Source organism: Klebsiella michiganensis (genome assembly GCA_000963575.1).
GTDB classification, from domain to species: Bacteria; Pseudomonadota; Gammaproteobacteria; order Enterobacterales; family Enterobacteriaceae; genus Cedecea; species Cedecea michiganensis_A.
Map to the genome: position 1 here is coordinate 3,405,030 of CP011077.1, position 17,645 is coordinate 3,422,674.

Sequence of the window (17,645 nt, forward strand, 5' to 3'; positions counted from 1 at the left end):
CAACTCTACATATAAAAAATAAAATAATTTTGCAACTCAGCAACTCTAAATGACATCGTTCAAAAAATTTTGTCTTTACGAGCCTCTATCTGCTACCCTGTGCCGGCCTTGATGGCCGTAGTGGGGAAACCACACGCTGTCAAATATTCTTTTACATCGCCGTGACCCGCAGCGTCGGGTGATATGGCGTAAACTCTGAGTAATTTTATTCGCCATGCCGAAAAACGCTTCTGGCATGACGTTAATCATAAATGTCCGCGTCATCATGCGCTACGCTGATAGACTCACTGACGTTTTTTTAGCCACGTATCAAAAATAGGTACTTCCATGTCGAGTAAGCTAGTACTGGTTCTGAACTGCGGTAGCTCATCACTGAAATTCGCAATTATCGATGCTGTAAACGGTGAAGAGTACCTTTCTGGTTTAGCAGAGTGTTTCCACCTTCCTGAAGCCCGTATCAAGTGGAAGCTGGACGGCGCTAAACAAGAAGCGGCTCTGGGTGCAGGTGCCGCTCACAGCGAAGCTCTTAACTTCATCGTTAATAAGATTCTGGCAGAAAAACCAGAATTGTCCGCTCAGTTGACCGCAATCGGTCACCGTATCGTACACGGCGGTGAAAAATACACCAGCTCCGTTGTTATCGATGATTCTGTGATTCAGGGTATCAAAGATTCAGCCTCTTTTGCACCGCTGCATAACCCTGCACACCTGATCGGCATCGCTGAAGCCCTGAAATCCTTCCCTAAACTGGCTGATAAAAACGTCGCTGTCTTCGACACCGCGTTCCATCAGACTATGCCGGAAGAATCTTTCCTCTACGCTCTGCCGTACAAACTGTACAAAGAGCACGGCGTGCGTCGCTACGGCGCACACGGCACCAGCCACTTCTATGTGACTCAGGAAGCCGCAAAAATGCTGAACAAGCCGGTTGATGAACTGAACATCATCACCTGCCACCTTGGCAACGGCGGTTCCGTTTCTGCAATCCGTAACGGCAAATGCGTTGATACCTCCATGGGTCTGACCCCGCTGGAAGGTCTGGTGATGGGTACCCGCTCCGGCGACATCGACCCGGCTATCATCTTCCACCTGCACGATGCCCTGGGCATGAGCGTAGAAGACATCAACAAAATGCTGACCAAAGAGTCCGGCCTGCTGGGTCTGACCGAAGTCACCAGCGACTGCCGCTACGTTGAAGACAACTACGCAACGAAAGAAGACGCTAAACGTGCAATGGACGTTTACTGCCACCGTCTGGCGAAATACATCGGCTCCTACACTGCGCTGATGGATGGCCGTCTGGACGCCGTGGTCTTCACCGGTGGTATCGGTGAAAACGCCGCTATGGTTCGCGAGCTGTCCCTGGGCAAACTGGGCGTTCTGGGCTTCGACGTTGACCACGAGCGCAACCTGGCTGCTCGCTTTGGCAAGTCTGGCTTCATTAACAAGGAAGGCACCCGTCCAGCGGTGGTTATCACCACCAACGAAGAGCTGGTCATCGCTCAGGATGCATCCCGCCTGACCGCCTGATTCCCTCACCGCCAGCCTTAGCTGGCGGTGTTGTTTTCTGAGTCGAGTGAGCATCCCTGCTCGCGAAAACGAAAGAGGTTATACCGTGTCCCGTACTATTATGCTGATCCCTACCGGAACCAGCGTCGGCCTTACCAGCGTAAGCCTCGGCGTTATCCGTGCTATGGAACAAAAAGGCGTTCGCCTGAGCGTCTTCAAACCTATCGCCCAGCCGCGTACCGGTGGCGATAGCCCGGACCAGACCACCAGCATCATCCGCGCTAACTCCACCATCCCGGCCGCCGAGCCGCTGAACATGGGCCACGTAGAGTCCCTGCTGTCCAGCAATCAGCAGGACGTGCTGATGGAAGAGATTATCGCCAACTACCATGCCACCAGCAAAGATGCTGAAGTTGTGCTGGTTGAAGGCCTGGTGCCAACCCGCAAACACCAGTTTGCTCAGGCGCTGAACTACGAAATCGCCAAAACACTGAATGCGGAAATCGTCTTCGTGATGTCTCTGGGCAACGACTCTCCGGAGCAGTTGAAAGAGCGTATCGAACTGACCCGCAGCAGCTTCGGCGGCAGCAAAAATACCAACATCACCGGCGTTATCATTAACAAACTGAACGCCCCGGTTGATGAGCAGGGCCGCACCCGTCCGGATCTGTCTGAGATCTTCGATGACTCCAGCAAAGCGAGCATCGCGAACATCGATCCTAAGCAACTGTTTGCCGACAGCCCGCTGCCGGTTCTGGGCTGCGTGCCGTGGAGCTTCGAGCTGATTGCTACCCGTGCAATCGACATGGCTCGCCACCTGAACGCGACTATCGTTAACGAAGGCGACATCAACACCCGCCGCGTGAAGTCCGTAACCTTCTGTGCGCGCAGTATCCCGCACATGCTCGAACACTTCCGCCCAGGTTCTCTGCTGGTCACCTCTGCAGATCGCCCGGACGTGCTGGTTGCCGCCTGCCTGGCCGCCATGAACGGCGTGGAAATCGGCGCTATCCTGCTGACCGGTGGTTACGAAATGGACCCGCGTATCAGCAAGCTGTGCGAGCGTGCATTCGCCACCGGCCTGCCGCTGTTCATGGTTGAAACCAACACCTGGCAGACCTCTCTGAGCCTGCAGAGCTTCAACCTGGAAGTCCCAACCGACGACCACCAGCGTATCGAGAAAGTGCAGGAATATGTGGCCAGCCACATCGATGCTAACTGGATCGAATCCCTGACCGCGACCTCCGAGCGCAGCCGTCGTCTGTCTCCTCCAGCGTTCCGCTACCAGCTGACCGAACTGGCTCGTAAAGCCGGTAAACGCGTTGTGCTGCCGGAAGGCGACGAACCGCGTACCGTTAAAGCGGCAGCTATCTGTGCTGAACGTGGTATCGCGACCTGTGTGCTGCTGGGTAACCCGGATGAAATCACCCGTGTTGCTGCGGCGCAGGGCGTTGAGCTGGGCGCAGGCATCGAAATCGTTGATCCAGAAGTGGTTCGCGAAAGCTACGTGGCCCGCCTGGTTGAGCTGCGTAAGAGCAAAGGCATGACCGAAGCCGTTGCCCGCGAGCAGCTGGAAGACAACGTTGTGCTGGGCACCCTGATGCTCGAGCAGGACGAAGTTGACGGCCTGGTTTCCGGCGCCGTTCACACTACCGCGAACACCATCCGTCCGCCGCTGCAGCTGATCAAAACCGCACCGGGCAGTTCTCTGGTGTCTTCCGTGTTCTTCATGCTGCTGCCTGAACAGGTTTACGTTTACGGCGACTGTGCGATCAACCCGGATCCAACCGCAGAACAGCTGGCAGAAATCGCGATTCAGTCCGCTGACTCCGCGGCCGCTTTCGGTATCGACCCACGCGTTGCAATGCTCTCCTATTCCACCGGTAACTCCGGCGCGGGTAGCGACGTTGAGAAAGTCCGTGAAGCCACCCGTATCGCTCAGGAAAAACGCCCTGACCTGGTCATCGACGGCCCACTGCAGTACGACGCTGCGGTCATGGCGGACGTGGCTAAGTCTAAAGCACCAAACTCTCCTGTTGCGGGCCGTGCGACCGTGTTCATCTTCCCAGACCTGAACACCGGTAACACCACCTATAAAGCGGTACAGCGTTCTGCAGACCTGATCTCCATCGGGCCAATGCTGCAGGGTATGCGCAAGCCGGTTAACGACCTGTCTCGTGGCGCACTGGTTGACGATATCGTCTACACCATCGCGCTGACCGCGATTCAGTCCGCTCAGCAAGCCTAAGCCCGCTGAGACGTAAAAAGGCAGCCACCTGGCTGCCTTTTTTATTGCTTTGACCCGCTACAGTAGCTCTTTCGCCGCCTTCACGATATCGCTCGCCGTCAGGCCATACTCCTGCTGCAGGAAGTCCTGGGTTCCGACCTGGCCGTAACGCTCCTTCACGCCCACTCTGCGCATCGGCACCGGGCAGCTTTCCACCAGCACTTCCGCCACCGCCGACCCTAGCCCATTGTGAATGCTGTGATTTTCACAGGTCACGATACGCCCCGTTTTTTCGGCGTAGTTCTTCACCAGCATGCGGTCGATAGGCTTGAGGGTAAACATATCGATTACCGCCGCGCTGACCCCTTCCTGCGCCAGGAGCTGAGCCGCTTTGAGCGCTTCTGCCACCATTATTCCGTTGGCTATCAGCGTAATGTCCGTCCCTTCACGCAGCACGTTGCCTTTGCCGATGGTGAAGGTTGAGCCTGCCTCATAAACCGTGGCCGCCTGTTTGCGAATAGTACGCACCCAGTAGAACCCTTCCAGCTCGATCAGCTGGCGCAGAATGTCTTTAAACATCACCGCGTCAGTCACTTCGAGCACGATGGAGTTCGCCAGCCCCCGGACAATCCCCATATCTTCAAACGACATATGGGTACCGCCGTTGTGGCAGGCCGTCACACCGGCGTCGGAGGCGATGACCTTGACGTTATTCCGCTGGTAGTCCAGCGACATAAACAGCTGGTCAAAGCAGCGACGGCTGGCAAAGGCAGTGAAGGTATGGACGAACGGCTTGCGTCCGGTCAGCGACAGCCCCGCCGCCACGCCAATCACGTTAGCTTCCATGATGCCGCAGTTAATCACATCCTGGGGGTTGTCGCGCTGTACGCCATCCATCGCCATCGAACTCATCAGATCAGCTTCCAGCGCGATAATTCCGCTGCCTTCCTGAATCTGCTGCTGAACAAACCCGGCGTAGACTTTACGCATTTCAACGGCGTCCTGGCCGCCGGTCTGACTTACCTTAATCATGTGCCGCCTCCAGTTGCGCGATGGCCTGCTCAAGCGCCTGTTTTGACTGCTCCGTCAGGCGGAGATGGTGGGAGTTTCCCAGTTGCTCAAGGTACGGCACCCCTTGCCCTTTAATGCTATCGAGGATCACCAGCAGGGGGCGCTGTTCGCCGCTGCGAACGGGTTTTACCGCCGCCAGCAAACCGGCAATGTCATCGCCTTTCACCTTCACCACGTCAAAACCGAAGGCGCTAAACTTCTCTGCCAGATCGAAGGCACAGATGATTTCATCCAGCTCGCCGTCCAGCTGCTGCTTGTTCCAGTCGACAAAAACCGTCAGGTTGTTGAGGCGGTGATGAGCAATAAACTGGAAAGCCTCCCAGCACTGCCCCTCGTTCAACTCGCCGTCACCAACAATGCTGAACACCCTGTTGCGACGCTGCGCCAGCTTGTGGGACAACGCAATACCTGCGGCAATCGAGATCCCCTGCCCCAGCGAGCCAGTGGTCGCATCCACACCGCGAGTTTTCAGGCGGTCAGGATGGCTGGGCAGGCTGGTTCCGTTCTGGTTCAGCGTGGCCAGCTGCTCGACCGGAAAATAGCCTTTCAGCGCCAGGGTGCTGTACAGCGCCGGGCCAGCATGCCCCTTCGACAACACAAAGTAGTCGCGCTCCGCCCAGTCAGGATCGCCTGGATCAATATTCATAACATCGCCATACAGCACCGCCAGAGTCTCGACCACCGACATGCTGCCGCCGTAGTGGCCGAACCCCAGTTGGGTGAGCGCTTTCAGCGTCTCTACCCGGATGTCGCGCGCAAACCGCGTGACGTCTGCCAGCTCATTCATTATTTAGCCCCCGTATTGTCTTCAGTGTGTGCGGCACGAGTGCCTTTTCCTTTGCCCAGATAATTGAAGCCGACCAGCACCGCAAAGACCGCCACCACCACCGCAGTGATCGCCGCAGGCGACAGGAAGCGTGCGAGGTTGCCAAGGATAATGCCCACCACGCCGAAATCAGCGTCGGAGAAGGTTGTGTTGGCAAAGCCCAGCGCCCCCAGGACAGGCAGCAGCAAGACCGGTAGGAAGGTGATCAGCAGGCCGTTGGCAAAAGCCCCCACCATCGCGCCGCGACGGCCACCGGTAGCGTTACCAAACACCCCCGCGGTCGCCCCGGTAAAGAAGTGAGGCACCACACCCGGCAAAATCAGCACCAGCTTCATTTGCCCCAGCAGGAACAGGCCCACCAGGCCGCCGAGGAAGCTGAACAGGAAGCCAATCAGCACCGCGTTTGGTGCGTAGGGGTAAACTACCGGGCAGTCCAGCGCCGGACGAGCGTTTGGCACCAGCTTCTCGGAGAAACCGGTAAACGCCGGAACGATTTCCGCCAGTATCAAGCGCACGCCCTGCAGGATAATGAACACCCCGGCCGCAAAGGTAATCGCCTGAATAATGGAATAAACCAGGAAGTTCTGGCCGCCGCTGAGCTTCTCTTCTACATAGGTCTGGCCCGCGCAAATCGCGAGGATCATGTAGATGATGATCATGGTCAGGGAGATAGAGATGGAGCTGTCGCGCAGGAAGCTCAGGTTCTTCGGCAGGTTCATCTCTTCCGTTGAGCGTGAGCCCTTGCCACACTTACTGCCTATCCAGCCGGACAGAACGTAGCCCAGCGTGCCGAAGTGGCCAAAGCCGATGTCATCGGTGCCTGTAATACGGCGCATATAACGCTGAGCAATAGCCGGGAAGAACGCCATGATCAGGCCAAGGATCAGCGAGCCGGTAAACACCAGCGCCACACCTTCAAAGCCCGCCACCGTCAGGATGACGCTGATCATGCATGCCATATAGAACGTATGGTGGCCGGTCAGGAAGATGTACTTCAGGCGGGTAAAGCGGGCCACAACAATGTTCGCCACCATCCCGAAGGCCATGATCAGCGCCGTGGATGCCCCATACTTTTCCAGCGCGATTGAAACGATCGCTTCATTATTCGGAATAATGCCCTGGATATTAAATGCATGCTCGAACATGCCGCCCAGCGGATTTAAAGAGCCCACTAATACGGTGGCACCGCCGCCCAGAACAATAAATCCTAATACGGTTTTAATTGATCCTTTTACCACATCAGAAAATGACTTCTTTTGCGCCACCAGACCAATTAATGCTATCAGCCCGACGAGAATAGCCGGGACTTTAAGAATATCAACGATAAAATTCAGCGTGCCAAGGATAAACATATCCGCCTCCGCTTATATCCGTCATATTTCGAACCACAGGTGCGTGGGCTGAACGCCCGCCGACGATTTACCTGATGTAAACGCCAGGGATGCCTGAGCCTGCCGCCGTCTACAATTCGAATTACTTTGGCTATATATTATTATGATTGACGACCAGCAAAATAAGCGCGCAGCTTATTTTCCAGCTCATTGATATCGATGATGTTGTTGATCACCACCAGCTGACTGTCCGGCAGGCTTGCGCTGGCGGCAATATCTTTTGCCATCACAAACACATCCGCTGCGCCCGGCGTGGCGGAAGATAAATCCGAATGTTCCACTTCGGCTTCGATATTAAGTTTTTTAAGCACCTTTTTAATATTCATTTCGACCATAAAACTACTGCCCAGGCCGGAACCGCAGATTGCCATTATCTTCATCGTGTTTACCTTATATTTTTTAGTAGAGTACGAGCGCATCGCATTTTTCAATGCAACGTAAAAAACCATGGTGTTAAATTAAAAAACTAGAATCGATTAATTATTTTTTGTATTTCCTCCAGGTTATTGGCCTGATGCAGTAACGCCATATCTTCGTCGCTAGAAAATAGCTCAGCGAGCGCGGAAATCATTTCAATGTGGCTATGGCTGTCCGGTGCCGCCAGCATAATAATGACGTCAACCGGGTCGTTCCCCTCAGAATGAAAGCTAACGCCCTGCCTCAGCTTCAGGAGCGACAGGCCCAGTCCGGTCGCGCCCTCTTCCGGACGCGCATGCGGCATCGCCAGACCCGGCGCCAGTACATAGTACGGGCCGAGTTTTTGGTGCTGCTGCATGATAGCTGTCAGATAATGGGGAGCAATAATGCCCGCCTCCAGCAGCGGCCCGGCGCTAATCTCCAGCGCCTGCTGCCAGCTCGCAACTTCGTCGTGAAGCTGAATAGTCTGCTCATGCAGCCATTGGTTGAGCACGATAACCTCTCGAAATCGACATTGATGATGGGCAAACTTTATTCAACGGCTTCGGGTTTAACTGTGATTGATATCACAAAGATAGCGCTACCAATAACTATCACTCGATTTTGTGATAGCGCTATCAAATTGCAATCATTGTGTTAAATCGCATTAAGGCGCACGATTTCAGGCGTATACTTGAGCGATATTTCCCCTTCTTTTTCAGGGGCCAACGTCAGCCTGGCGTTTTTCAGGCCGAGAATCAGGAATCACAATGTCCATAACCCGAAAGCGGCGAAGTACCGGTAAGGTGACGCTTGCAGATGTGGCTCAGCTCGCCGGAGTCGGTACCATGACCGTTTCGCGAGCGCTAAGAACCCCGGAGCAGGTTTCCGACAAATTACGCGAAAAAATAGAAGCGGCGGTTTCCGAGCTTGGTTACATGCCCAACCTTGCGGCAAGCGCGCTGGCCTCCGCCTCCTCATACACCATAGCGATGGTGGTCCCAAGCCTGGCGGAATCCGGCTGCAGCGAAATGTTTGCCGGCCTGCAGCAGGTGCTGCAACCGGCGGGATATCAGATAGTCCTTGCGGAGTCCCAGCACCGGCTGGAGCAGGAAGAGAAACTGCTGGAAACGCTGCTGGCGTCCAATATCGCTGCGGCGATTCTACTCAGCGTTGAACATAGCGACACGGTACGAGGCTGGCTGAAGCACGCCAGTATTCCTGTGCTGGAGATCGGCGCCACGCGCGCCGACCCGCTGGACATGAACATCGGTATTGATAACGTCGCTGCCATGTTTGAACTGACGGAAATGTTAATCCACCGCGGCTATCAGAACATCGGGCTGTTGTGCGCGAACCAGGAACAATGGATTTTCCAGCAGCATCTTCAGGGCTGGTACAAAGCGATGCTGCGCCACCATATGTCACCCAACAGAGTGATCAACGCTGCCGCCCCGCCTAATTTTTCCACCGGAGCCGCACAGCTACCCGAGTTTTTACTGGCCTGGCCGGAGCTGGATGCGCTTGTCTGTGTATCAGATGAGCTGGCCTGCGGCGCGCTGTACGAATGCCAGCGCAGGCGCATCAAAGTCCCTGACGACTTAGCCATTGTCGGGTTTGGTGACAGCGACGTGAGCCGCGTTTGTCAGCCTGCACTGACCACGATTGCGGTACCACACCGTAAGATTGGGATTGAGGCCGGAAGGGCGTTGCTGGCAAGAATAAACGAAGAACAATGGGACCGGAGCCCGACTATCGCGTCATCGCTGTGTATGCGGGACAGTTGCTAATTTTCCCTCACCCTGGTCCCCTCCTGGTCGAAAGAGGATCGGGGTGAGGGTAAACAATTACTCGCTTTCTTCGCTTTGTGACTCATTTTTGGCGTTGCGGGTCATCCACAGCGCCAGCGCTTTCAGAGAATCAGGGGTAAATTCGTCGCAGCGGGCGGTGATCTCTTCCGGGGACATCCAGCTCACTTCGCTGACTTCTTCTTCCTGCAGCGCAAAAGGCCCGTGGGAAACGCAGCTAAAGAGCCCGCCCCAAACGCGGCAGCTATCGTCTTCGAAGTAGAACTGCCCATGCTCCGCGAACGGTACGCCGGCAATGCCCAGCTCCTCTTCCGCCTCACGGCGAGCCGACTCCAGCATCTGTTCATCCGCCTGCACTACACCGCCTGCGGTCGCATCCAGCATACCTGGCATAAAGTCTTTAATTTCGGTGCGACGCTGCACCAGAATTTTGCCCATACCATCGTGCACAACAATATAGGTCGCGCGATGACGTAGCCGCTGAGCACGCATTTGCTCGCGGCTTGCCTGTGCGATGACCTCATTGTCTTCATTAACGATATCTACCCATTCCGTGCCGACAAAATGACTCTGTTCCACCATCAGGGAAACCTTATTCAGGGGCGCTCTTACGGCGCGTTGTTGGATTAACCTGTCAACGTTACGGGGTAATACTCACCTGTGCAATAACCCCATCACTCTCCAGCGTGCGAACGGTCAGAACGCCATCATCCAGCATCCCGTAACTGGCCTCAAAACCGCCCTTCGGTATGCTGACAGAGCCTGGATTAAACAAATAGATCTGTTCGTGCTTTTCTGCAACCGGAAGATGCGTATGGCCGAAAATCAGAACATCGCCAGCGGACAGCGGCGGCAAATGCCCCGGGTGATAAAGATGCCCGTGAGTCAGAAAAAGCCGCTGCTGTGCCAGCAAAACCTGCTGCCAGGGCGCGGTAATGGGAAACTGGAGCAGCATTTGGTCCACTTCACTGTCGCAGTTTCCACGCACCGCGATAATCTTATCGGCAACGGTATTCAAGCTCTGCGCCACCGCTGAAGGATTATAGCCTTCAGGTAGCGCATTTCGCGGGCCGTGATTCAGTAAATCGCCAAGAATAACCAGCCATTTCGCGCCGCTGTGCGCGAAGCGTTCCAAAACTTTTTCCGTGGCGGGTAGCGAACCGTGAAGGTCCGAGGCAAACATCAGTTTCATTTATCCCTGGCTCCAGTAATGATAACCGGCCAATGATAACCAATTCCCCGTCCGCTATCAGCCTGCGTTTTTGGCCGACTGTGCCAGCCAAAGCTGCACCGACGCGCGCTGCCACTGGAAGCTGGCATACTCCTTCAGCCGCTCAGGCACTTCATCCCCGTTCAGTATCAGTCGGTTAAGCATCAGCGCCAGGTCGGTGTCGGCGATAGACCATTCACCAAATAAATTTTGCTGTCCTTCCGGCAGCAAACGCCCGGCGGTGGCGATCAGTTTCTCCGCAGCCTGTTGACCGGCAGGGCTTAGCGCAGGTTTCTTCTCACCGGCAAACACCACGGCAGTAGAGCGCTCTTCCCGAATGGGCATCAGATCGCTGCGCAACCACGCCTGAACCTGACGCGCGCGGGCGCGTTTTTCAATGTCATGGGGATAAATACGTTCCCACGTCGGCGGCGCAAAACGCTCTTCCAGATACTCATCAATGGCGGAGGACTCACTTAGCGCAAAATCTCCGACGGCCAGTACCGGCACGCGACGAGTCAGCTCAAAACCCTTCCAGCCAGGCTTTAAATTTTGGCCGCTGGCGAGGTCGACTGTTTGCAAAGAAAAGGCGAGCCCTTTTTCTTTCAGCGCAACAAACACGGAAAGCGCATAGGGGCTGAAACAGTGGCTATCGGTCCACAACGTAATGGCAGGCTGGCTCATCATATCCTCACTTATTCGCGCGACAGGTTATTGAACATAGAGCGAAAAAAGCGTTTTGTCATCCGCTTATAACGCACCGTTCCGGTGCAGAAATAGTAAAAACTTCTATACTCGAAACATTTGCCAAAAATGAGCTAACCTCTGGAGTGACCATGATCGAACTTTATTATGCGCCTACCCCAAACGGCCATAAAATTACCCTGTTTCTTGAAGAAGCCGGCCTGGATTACAAAATCCATCGGGTCGATATCGGCAAAGGCGAGCAGTTTCGCCCGGATTTCCTGGCTATCTCACCGAATAACAAAATCCCCGCCATCGTGGATAACAAACCGGCCGACGGCGGCGAGCCTCTAAGCCTCTTTGAGTCCGGCGAAATATTGCTTTATCTGGCCGATAAAACCGGGTTACTCCTCAGCAAAGAACTGCGCGCCCGCAACGCTACGCTGCAGTGGCTTTTTTGGCAGGTCGGTGGTTTCGGCCCCATGCTGGGTCAGAACCATCACTTCAACCACTTTGCTCCTCAGCCTGTCCCTTATGCTATCGAGCGCTACCAGGTCGAAACCCAGCGCCTGTACGGCGTGCTCAATAAGCAGCTTGAGAAAGCCCCCTGGCTTGGTGGCCACGATTACAGCATTGCGGACATCGCAACCTGGCCCTGGGTGGTGTCCCATGAGCGCCAGCGCGTTGACCTGGCTAATTTCCCGGCCGTTCGAAACTGGTTTGAGCGGATCCGCACCCGGCCCGCTACGGTGAAGGCTTATCAGCAGGCCGAGAAGGCATAATCCCCGGTTCAGGTTTTTTCCCGCGCTGGTGTATCCTGTGGCGGGAAACGACTGATAAGGAACCTGCAATGTCATCCATGCAACCAGACGCCATTATTCGCATTAAAAATCTGCGCCTGCGTACCTTTATTGGCATCAAAGAAGAAGAAATTGCCAATCGACAGGACATCGTGATTAACATCGCCCTCCACTACCCCGCGGGCAAAGCACGGGAGAGCGAAGACATCAACGACGCGCTGAACTACCGCACCGTCACCAAAGAAATAATCCAGTTGGTTGAGAATAACCGCTTCTCGCTGCTGGAAAAATTAACTCAGGATGTGCTGAACATCGCATGCGCCCATCCGTGGGTGACATATGCTGAGGTAGAGATCGATAAACTTCACGCGCTCCGCTATGCCGACTCGGTATCCATGACCCTGAGCTGGCGGCGATAAGCGCCTCCAGGTGGGAGGAACGTATGGAGATCCTGATTACCGGCGGCAGCGGGCTGATTGGCCGCCACCTGGCAGCTCGCCTGCTTGAGCTTAACCATCGGGTGTCGGTCGTCACCCGTTCGCCAGACAAGGCCAGCAAACGGCTGGACAAGCGCGTGGCGCTTCTCAAGGGGCTGGATGAATTACAGAATCTTGACGCCTTCGACGCGGTAATCAACCTGGCCGGGGAGCCGATTGCCGATAAACGCTGGAGTGAGGAGCAAAAACAGCGTCTGTGCCAGAGCCGCTGGCAAATCACCGAGCGGCTGGTCGACCTGTTTAAGGCCAGCCAGCAGCCGCCCAACGTCTTTATTTCCGGTTCAGCCACCGGTTATTACGGCGACCTTGGCGAAGTGGTCGTCACCGAAGACGAACCACCCCACAACGAATTCACCCACAAGCTTTGCGCCCGCTGGGAGCAGATTGCCTGCGGCGCTCAAAGTGAAAATACGCGCGTATGCCTGTTACGCACCGGCGTGGTGTTGGCCCCTAAAGGCGGGATCCTGGCCAAAATGCTGCCGCTGTTCCGGCTGGGGCTGGGCGGGCCCATTGGCAATGGCAGACAATATCTGGCGTGGATCCATATCGACGATATGGTGAACGGCATTCTCTGGCTGCTGGATAACGACCTGCGAGGGCCGTTTAATATGGTTTCCCCTTACCCGGTTCGCAACGAGCAGTTTTCCCACGCCCTGGGCCAGGCGCTGAAACGGCCGGCTATTCTTCGCGCCCCGGCCACGGCAATCCGTCTTTTGATGGGGGAATCCTCTGTCTTAGTGCTCGGCGGGCAGCGGGCGTTGCCTAAACGCCTGGAAGAGTCGGGCTTTGGCTTCCGCTGGTTCGACTTAGACGAGGCGCTGGCGGATGTGATTCGCTAGCGGCCAAAAGCCGGGTTTAGCGCCCGGCTCCTGGTTTTATTGCTCGGCAGGGCTCATCTCCCTCGGGCTGGCTTTGTGCTTGTCTCGCTTCGGCTGTGGGACTTTGATAATAAAGGTCAGCCCGCCCGCAAACAGATACAGCCCGGTATACGCCCACACCACCCCCACGATGTCGAAAAACGGCAGGATCAGCGAGGCGATAGCCGGTGCCACAAAGTTGCTCATCCCTGCGGACAGGTTATAGATGGAGATGGCCGCTCCGCGATGGTGCGGCTCCAGCGTTGGAAACACCGCCGTCATTGGCACAAACGCCGCAACAAAGGTGCCGAGCATAACCGCCGGGATCATCGCCACCCAGAAGTTATGCCCCACCCACACCGGCAGGTAATAAAACGTCAGGCTGGAAATCGCCATGCCCAAACAGCCGAACCAGCGCACCTGGCGGATCCAACCGATGTACTCCCCCATAATTCCCCAAAAGATATTGGTGAAAATGGTGACAAAGAAGAACACCGCCCAAATCTGCAGCCATTCAGAAATCGTGAAGCCGAGACGGTCCACAAACAGCAGCGGCATCACTATCGCGAAGCCAAACAGCGACAGCGTGTTGATAATGCGGATCAGGCAGGCATAAAACACGTCACGGTTACTGAACAGAATAGTCACCGCCCGCGACATCTCCGTCATCTTCTCTTTCAGCGGCAGATTGACCCGCGAGCGGTCAACCGGCACATTGCGCAGACTGAAAAAGGCAATCAGCCCCCCGCCCGTTACCCACGCGATAGCCATCCACAGCGTGCCCGTTTCTCCAAACGCGGGGATAGTCAGGCTGGGCAGATAGCTCCCCACCACACCGATGCCGATAGAGTACATAGCCCAGAACCAGCCGGTTGCCGCCGCCAGCCTCTCACGCGGCACGACCTGAACCAGCATCAGCATGAAGGAGTAGATAAACAGCGGGTAGGCCAGGCCGCGAATACCGTAGAACAGCAGCATCAGCGGGTAGTTACGCATCCCGAGCCCGAGCGTCATAAACAAGGCGTGCATCACTACCCAGGTCACAAAACCAATCAACATCGCTTTTTGCGGGGTGATAAGCTCGGCCACTACGCCGGAAGCCCAGGCCGCCAGCCCTGCCGCAAGGCCATACAGGGTAAAGACCATCGCCGATTGCGCGGGCGTAAAGCCCATGTCGGTAATGTGCTTAGACAAAAACGCCATCTCGAAACCATCGCCACTCATAAAAATAGCGATGGCGATAAATCCCCACAGCAGATGTTTAGGTAAACCAAACCAGTAGTGTTTAGATTGCATCACACTCTTCCTCGTTCACGGGTACAGGGATCCCGGCGGCAGAAAAACCGCCGGGTGGGCAGTCAGGGCAGCAGCTTACGAGCGGCTTTTTGTTGTTGATAAAGCAGATGGAATACGGACAACCGCTTCTGCAGAACGCTCTGAGCGGCTTTACGCGGCGTGAAGCGCTGCTCGACGGAAGGCTTGCGGCAAACCACTTCCTCCACGCCACCGTCGGCCAGCCAGCCAAGACGGGCTGCACCGAGCGCACCGGAAGAGCTGGCCGGGTGCGTCACAATCGGCACATCCAACACATCGGCAATAAGTTGTGCCCAAATAGCGCTGCGTGCCCCTCCGCCGGTCAGGCTGCATTGGGTTATCTGGCTACGGGAGGTCTCCAGCACTGCCATACCGTCAGCCAGGCCAAAGGTCACGCCCTCAATCACCGAATAGCCCAGTAGAGCGCGATTGGTTTCATGATTTAGCGCGAAGAAACTCCCCATGGCGTGAGCATCGTTGTGCGGCGTGCGCTCGCCTGACAGATAAGGCAGGAAAACTGGCGCATGCTTTTTCTGCTCGTCGCTCAGCCCAGCCATCTCCTCCATGAGCTGGCTTTCGGTGACCGACAGCAGATTGCACACCCAGCGCAGGCAGCTGGCGGCGCTAAGCATCACGCTCATCTGGTGCCAGCGCTGAGGTAAAGCGTGGCAAAAGGCATGCACGCCGGATTCAGGGCTGGTTTGCAGCTCGTCGTTTACCACGAAAATAACGCCAGACGTGCCGAGCGAAATAAACGCATCGCCGTTATTCACCGCGCCAACGCCTACTGCCGAAGTAGCGTTATCACCCCCGCCACCGGCGATTTTGACGGCGGAGCTAAGCCCCCACTCGGTCGCCAGAGCGGAACGTAAAACAGCGCTGACTTCGCTGCCCTCCACCAGGCGCGGCATCTGGCTGCGGCTAAGCCCAGTCGCCGCCAGCAGTTTGTCTGACCAGTCACGCTTTGCCACGTCCAGCCACAGCGTTCCGGCGGCGTCTGACGGGTCAGAGGCAAATTCACCGCTCAGTCGCCAGCGCAGGTAATCTTTCGGCAGCAGCACTTTATCTACGCGAGAAAAGATCTCCGGTTCATGCTCCGCCACCCAGCGTAGCTTCGGGGCGGTAAAGCCGGGCATCACCAGGTTGCCGCTGATGGTCAGAAATTCAGGGTGTTCTTCAGTGAGCCGGGCGCACTGCCCGGCGCTGCGCGTGTCGTTCCACAGAATACAGGGGCGCAGTACTTTTCCCTGGCCATCCAACAACACCGCGCCGTGCATCTGCCCGGACAAGCCAATAGCGCGGATCTTCGCCCAGGCATCGGGCATTTGCTGGCGCAGCGTAGAGACCACCTGCTGCGTCGCCTGCCACCAGGCCTCAGGATCCTGTTCAGCCCAGTGCGGATGCGGGCGCTGAACGGTTAATGCCGCGTGCGCGGCGCCCAGAATTTCGCCCTGCCCGTCAATGAGCAGAGCCTTTAGTTCAGACGTGCCGATATCGATTCCAAGATACATAGCGCCTCCTTAAGCTGCGGCCAGCGGCTGCCGAGGAGACTTGATCCACGCCTCAAGGCGAGTGACCGTCCGCACCATCAGCGCATGGAAAGCGGAGGAATGCGCGAGTTCGGCAAACAAGGTTTCATCGCTGACAAAGGCCTTGAGCGGCTCAGGAGAGGCGAACAGTGCCCGAACAGCGTCGTCCTGCATGACGCCATCCTGATACTCGTAAGGCAGCTGACCTTGCGCCCAGCGCTGCAGGAACAGGAAGAAAAGTGCGGGCAGCACCGCCGTTGCCGCAGGCTCCTCACCGCGCTGATAGCACTCCATCAACGTTGGAGTAATAAAGCCTGGGATCTTCGACAGGCCGTCGGCGGCCACGCGCTGGTTGGTATCTTTGATATACGGATTGCTAAAGCGGGCCAGCACCACATCGCGATACCCGGCCAAATCCAGCGGGCTTGGCGACAGCGAAGGAATAACATCCTCCGTAACGTAGTCCCATGCCATCTGCTTAATCGGCTGCTGCACGGTGCTTTCATCAATATAGCTCAGGCCGGTAAGCGTGCCCGCCCAGGCAATGCAGCTGTGGCTGGCGTTCAGAATGCGGATTTTTGCCTCTTCATACGGCAGCACCGATTCCACCATTTCGACGCCAACGTTCTCAAGCGGCGGGCGGCCGTTGATAAAGTCGTCCTCGATAACCCACTGAATAAAAGACTCCCCCATCACCGGCACTTTGTCGTCGAATCCGGTAGCGGCTTTCACCCGCGGGGCAATGTCCGCCGTAGGGCGAGGGGTAATGCGGTCCACCATGGTGTTAGGCGACACGGTGTGGGTGGTCACCCAGTCAAACAGAGCGTGGTCGCCCTTCGCCTTCAGGAACGACAGAAAGCCATGGCGGAAGCGTTCACCGTTGTGGCGCAGGTTATCGCAGTTAAGCAGCGTTACCGGCTCACCGCCATTGCTCATACGCTGATGCAGAATGCGGCTGAGGGCGCCGTAAAGCGTGGTCATGCCTCCGGCAAGATCGGCTTTGACATCAGGCTGATTAACGTCCAGCTCGTGCTGTGGCGTCAGGTAATACCCGGCTTCGGTGACGGTGAAGGCAATCACGCGGGTCGAGGCTTTGGCCCCCTCTTCAACCAGGGCAGTAATCTCTTTATCCCACGGCAATACTTTGCGGATAGAGGCGATCTTTTCGTAGGCGCGCGCCCCTTCCGGAGTGACTGTTTCCAGCACATATTCGCCGTGCTGCGCCGCCAGTTGGCTCAGCAGCTCGCCGGCATCATTCCGGATATTGCCCAGCGAAATACTCCACCCGTCATCGCCCTGCTGGCGCAGCTGATTGAGATACCACGCCTGATGGGCACGGTGAAAAGAGCCTGCGCCAATATGCATCCATACCGATTTCGTCGTCATGATTCACCTCAGAATTAAGCATTTGTCATTTTTAAGGGCATTTGCCCGTTTGTTATAGTCTAGTTGCGGCAGCCGCCGTCTTTCTGAGATCAAACTCACACAGACAACATTTGCCCATAAAAATGACTTTTGCCCAATTA

General features: G+C 56.1%; 17 protein-coding genes. 6 read left to right on the forward strand and 11 right to left on the reverse strand.

Annotated features, from left to right (window positions below; all coding sequences use genetic code 11):
* Nucleotides 1-327: 327 nt before the first annotated feature.
* Together VW41_15665 and VW41_15670 are read left to right on the forward strand one after the other, a co-directional pair.
* Nucleotides 328-1,530 (forward strand): acetate kinase, encoded by a 1,203-nt coding sequence (locus tag VW41_15665; GenBank protein AJZ90354.1) that lies wholly within the window; start codon nt 328-330, stop codon nt 1,528-1,530.
* Between the two features lie 85 nt (nt 1,531-1,615).
* Nucleotides 1,616-3,757: a phosphate acetyltransferase gene (locus tag VW41_15670; protein ID AJZ92002.1), complete on the forward strand. Its 2,142-nt coding sequence runs from the start codon at nt 1,616-1,618 to the stop codon at nt 3,755-3,757.
* 57 nt (nt 3,758-3,814) lie between these two features.
* On the opposite strand, the gene VW41_15675 is transcribed toward VW41_15670, so the two are convergent.
* The 5 genes from VW41_15675 to VW41_15695 form a co-directional block, all read right to left on the reverse strand.
* Entirely contained in the window at nt 3,815-4,768 is a 954-nt protein-coding gene (locus VW41_15675) for a transketolase (protein ID AJZ90355.1), read from the reverse strand.
* Complete coding sequence (locus tag VW41_15680) at nt 4,761-5,594, reverse strand: carbohydrate degradation protein (protein AJZ90356.1); 834 nt, start codon at nt 5,592-5,594, stop codon at nt 4,761-4,763. The genes VW41_15675 and VW41_15680 overlap by 8 nt, the downstream gene beginning before the upstream one ends.
* On the reverse strand, nt 5,594-6,985 hold the full coding sequence (locus VW41_15685; GenBank protein ID AJZ90357.1) for a PTS ascorbate transporter subunit IIC: 1,392 nt from the start codon (nt 6,983-6,985) through the stop codon (nt 5,594-5,596). The genes VW41_15680 and VW41_15685 overlap by 1 nt, the downstream gene beginning before the upstream one ends.
* A 140-nt stretch (nt 6,986-7,125) precedes the next feature.
* Nucleotides 7,126-7,404, reverse strand: a complete 279-nt coding sequence (locus VW41_15690; protein AJZ90358.1) for a PTS mannitol transporter subunit IIB — start codon at nt 7,402-7,404, stop codon at nt 7,126-7,128.
* Between the two features lie 86 nt (nt 7,405-7,490).
* Complete coding sequence (locus VW41_15695) at nt 7,491-7,934, reverse strand: PTS ascorbate transporter subunit IIA (protein ID AJZ90359.1); 444 nt, start codon at nt 7,932-7,934, stop codon at nt 7,491-7,493.
* A gap of 256 nt (nt 7,935-8,190) precedes the next feature.
* Here VW41_15695 and VW41_15700 point away from each other — a divergent pair, with 256 nt between their 5' ends.
* Entirely contained in the window at nt 8,191-9,210 is a 1,020-nt protein-coding gene (locus tag VW41_15700; GenBank protein ID AJZ90360.1) for a LacI family transcriptional regulator, read from the forward strand.
* A gap of 57 nt (nt 9,211-9,267) precedes the next feature.
* Here the strand turns inward: VW41_15700 and VW41_15705 are convergent, their stop codons facing one another.
* Genes VW41_15705 through VW41_15715 form a run of 3 tightly spaced genes read right to left on the reverse strand, consistent with a single transcriptional unit; the run spans nt 9,268 to nt 11,122 of the window.
* The gene (locus tag VW41_15705) at nt 9,268-9,810 is read right to left on the reverse strand and encodes an NUDIX hydrolase (protein ID AJZ90361.1); all 543 of its coding nucleotides are present in this window, start codon (nt 9,808-9,810) and stop codon (nt 9,268-9,270) included.
* 58 nt (nt 9,811-9,868) lie between these two features.
* On the reverse strand, nt 9,869-10,420 hold the full coding sequence (locus VW41_15710; protein ID AJZ90362.1) for a phosphodiesterase: 552 nt from the start codon (nt 10,418-10,420) through the stop codon (nt 9,869-9,871).
* A 57-nt stretch (nt 10,421-10,477) separates the two neighbouring features.
* Entirely contained in the window at nt 10,478-11,122 is a 645-nt protein-coding gene (locus VW41_15715) for a glutathione S-transferase (GenBank protein AJZ90363.1), read from the reverse strand.
* 152 nt (nt 11,123-11,274) lie between these two features.
* Between VW41_15715 and VW41_15720 the strand changes: the two genes are divergently transcribed.
* From VW41_15720 to VW41_15730, 3 genes are all read left to right on the forward strand, one after another.
* Nucleotides 11,275-11,904: a GSH-dependent disulfide bond oxidoreductase gene (locus tag VW41_15720; protein ID AJZ90364.1), complete on the forward strand. Its 630-nt coding sequence runs from the start codon at nt 11,275-11,277 to the stop codon at nt 11,902-11,904.
* A 68-nt stretch (nt 11,905-11,972) separates the two neighbouring features.
* Nucleotides 11,973-12,341 carry a D-erythro-7,8-dihydroneopterin triphosphate epimerase gene (gene folX / locus VW41_15725; GenBank protein AJZ90365.1) on the forward strand — a complete coding sequence of 123 codons (369 nt, stop codon included), beginning with the start codon at nt 11,973-11,975 and terminating at the stop codon, nt 12,339-12,341.
* A gap of 23 nt (nt 12,342-12,364) precedes the next feature.
* Nucleotides 12,365-13,258: an epimerase gene (locus tag VW41_15730; protein AJZ90366.1), complete on the forward strand. Its 894-nt coding sequence runs from the start codon at nt 12,365-12,367 to the stop codon at nt 13,256-13,258.
* Between the two features lie 36 nt (nt 13,259-13,294).
* Here the strand turns inward: VW41_15730 and VW41_15735 are convergent, their stop codons facing one another.
* The 3 genes from VW41_15735 to VW41_15745 all read right to left on the reverse strand — a co-directional run bounded on the left by VW41_15735 (nt 13,295) and on the right by VW41_15745 (nt 17,505).
* The gene (locus VW41_15735) at nt 13,295-14,572 is read right to left on the reverse strand and encodes a cytochrome C biogenesis protein CcdA (protein ID AJZ90367.1); all 1,278 of its coding nucleotides are present in this window, start codon (nt 14,570-14,572) and stop codon (nt 13,295-13,297) included.
* Between the two features lie 62 nt (nt 14,573-14,634).
* Nucleotides 14,635-16,101, reverse strand: a complete 1,467-nt coding sequence (locus VW41_15740; protein ID AJZ90368.1) for a xylulose kinase — start codon at nt 16,099-16,101, stop codon at nt 14,635-14,637.
* A gap of 9 nt (nt 16,102-16,110) precedes the next feature.
* A complete protein-coding gene (locus tag VW41_15745) occupies nt 16,111-17,505 on the reverse strand; it encodes a D-arabinitol 4-dehydrogenase (GenBank protein ID AJZ90369.1) in 1,395 nt (464 codons plus the stop codon).
* Between the last annotated feature and the right edge of the window lie 140 nt (nt 17,506-17,645).

Bases quoted from the DNA above. Each gene is read 5' to 3' on its own strand.
- VW41_15665 (AJZ90354.1), top strand. From the start codon at position 328: ATGTCGAGTAAGCTAGTACTGGTTCTGAACTGCGGTAGCTCATCACTG.
- VW41_15675 (AJZ90355.1), bottom strand. From the start codon at position 4,768: ATGATTAAGGTAAGTCAGACCGGCGGCCAGGACGCCGTTGAAATGCGT.
- VW41_15680 (AJZ90356.1), bottom strand. From the start codon at position 5,594: ATGAATGAGCTGGCAGACGTCACGCGGTTTGCGCGCGACATCCGGGTA.
- VW41_15685 (AJZ90357.1), bottom strand. From the start codon at position 6,985: ATGTTTATCCTTGGCACGCTGAATTTTATCGTTGATATTCTTAAAGTC.
- VW41_15690 (AJZ90358.1), bottom strand. From the start codon at position 7,404: ATGAAGATAATGGCAATCTGCGGTTCCGGCCTGGGCAGTAGTTTTATG.
- VW41_15700 (AJZ90360.1), top strand. From the start codon at position 8,191: ATGTCCATAACCCGAAAGCGGCGAAGTACCGGTAAGGTGACGCTTGCA.
- VW41_15705 (AJZ90361.1), bottom strand. From the start codon at position 9,810: ATGGTGGAACAGAGTCATTTTGTCGGCACGGAATGGGTAGATATCGTT.
- VW41_15710 (AJZ90362.1), bottom strand. From the start codon at position 10,420: ATGAAACTGATGTTTGCCTCGGACCTTCACGGTTCGCTACCCGCCACG.
- VW41_15715 (AJZ90363.1), bottom strand. From the start codon at position 11,122: ATGAGCCAGCCTGCCATTACGTTGTGGACCGATAGCCACTGTTTCAGC.
- VW41_15720 (AJZ90364.1), top strand. From the start codon at position 11,275: ATGATCGAACTTTATTATGCGCCTACCCCAAACGGCCATAAAATTACC.
- folX (AJZ90365.1), top strand. From the start codon at position 11,973: ATGTCATCCATGCAACCAGACGCCATTATTCGCATTAAAAATCTGCGC.
- VW41_15730 (AJZ90366.1), top strand. From the start codon at position 12,365: ATGGAGATCCTGATTACCGGCGGCAGCGGGCTGATTGGCCGCCACCTG.
- VW41_15735 (AJZ90367.1), bottom strand. From the start codon at position 14,572: ATGCAATCTAAACACTACTGGTTTGGTTTACCTAAACATCTGCTGTGG.
- VW41_15740 (AJZ90368.1), bottom strand. From the start codon at position 16,101: ATGTATCTTGGAATCGATATCGGCACGTCTGAACTAAAGGCTCTGCTC.
- VW41_15745 (AJZ90369.1), bottom strand. From the start codon at position 17,505: ATGACGACGAAATCGGTATGGATGCATATTGGCGCAGGCTCTTTTCAC.